Here is a 240-nt window from a genome sequence, read left to right on the forward strand (position 1 = left end):
CCGGAAAGCTGGCGTGGCAGGCGCTCGAGATAAGGCGTCAGCTGCAGCATCTCCGCAGCCTTGTGAATGCGGCTCTTGCATTCATCCTTGCTCTTGCCCGCGAGCTGCATGCCGAAGGCCATGTTCTCGTAGACTGTCATATGCGGATAAAGCGCATAGGACTGGAACACCATGGCGATGCCGCGCTTCGAAGGTGCGAAGCTATTGACCACCGTTCCGTCGATGGACAGATCACCTGAT

Annotated in this window: 1 protein-coding gene; it reads right to left on the reverse strand. The window is 57.5% G+C overall.

What is annotated here, in order from left to right:
- Window positions 1–240: ATP-binding cassette domain-containing protein (locus SB822_RS60430; RefSeq protein ID WP_410859561.1), on the reverse strand; the 240-nt coding region annotated here is incomplete at both ends.

The sequence above is a fragment of the Paraburkholderia sp. SIMBA_054 genome (assembly GCF_046534875.1).
Taxonomy (GTDB): domain Bacteria; phylum Pseudomonadota; class Gammaproteobacteria; order Burkholderiales; family Burkholderiaceae; genus Paraburkholderia; species Paraburkholderia hospita.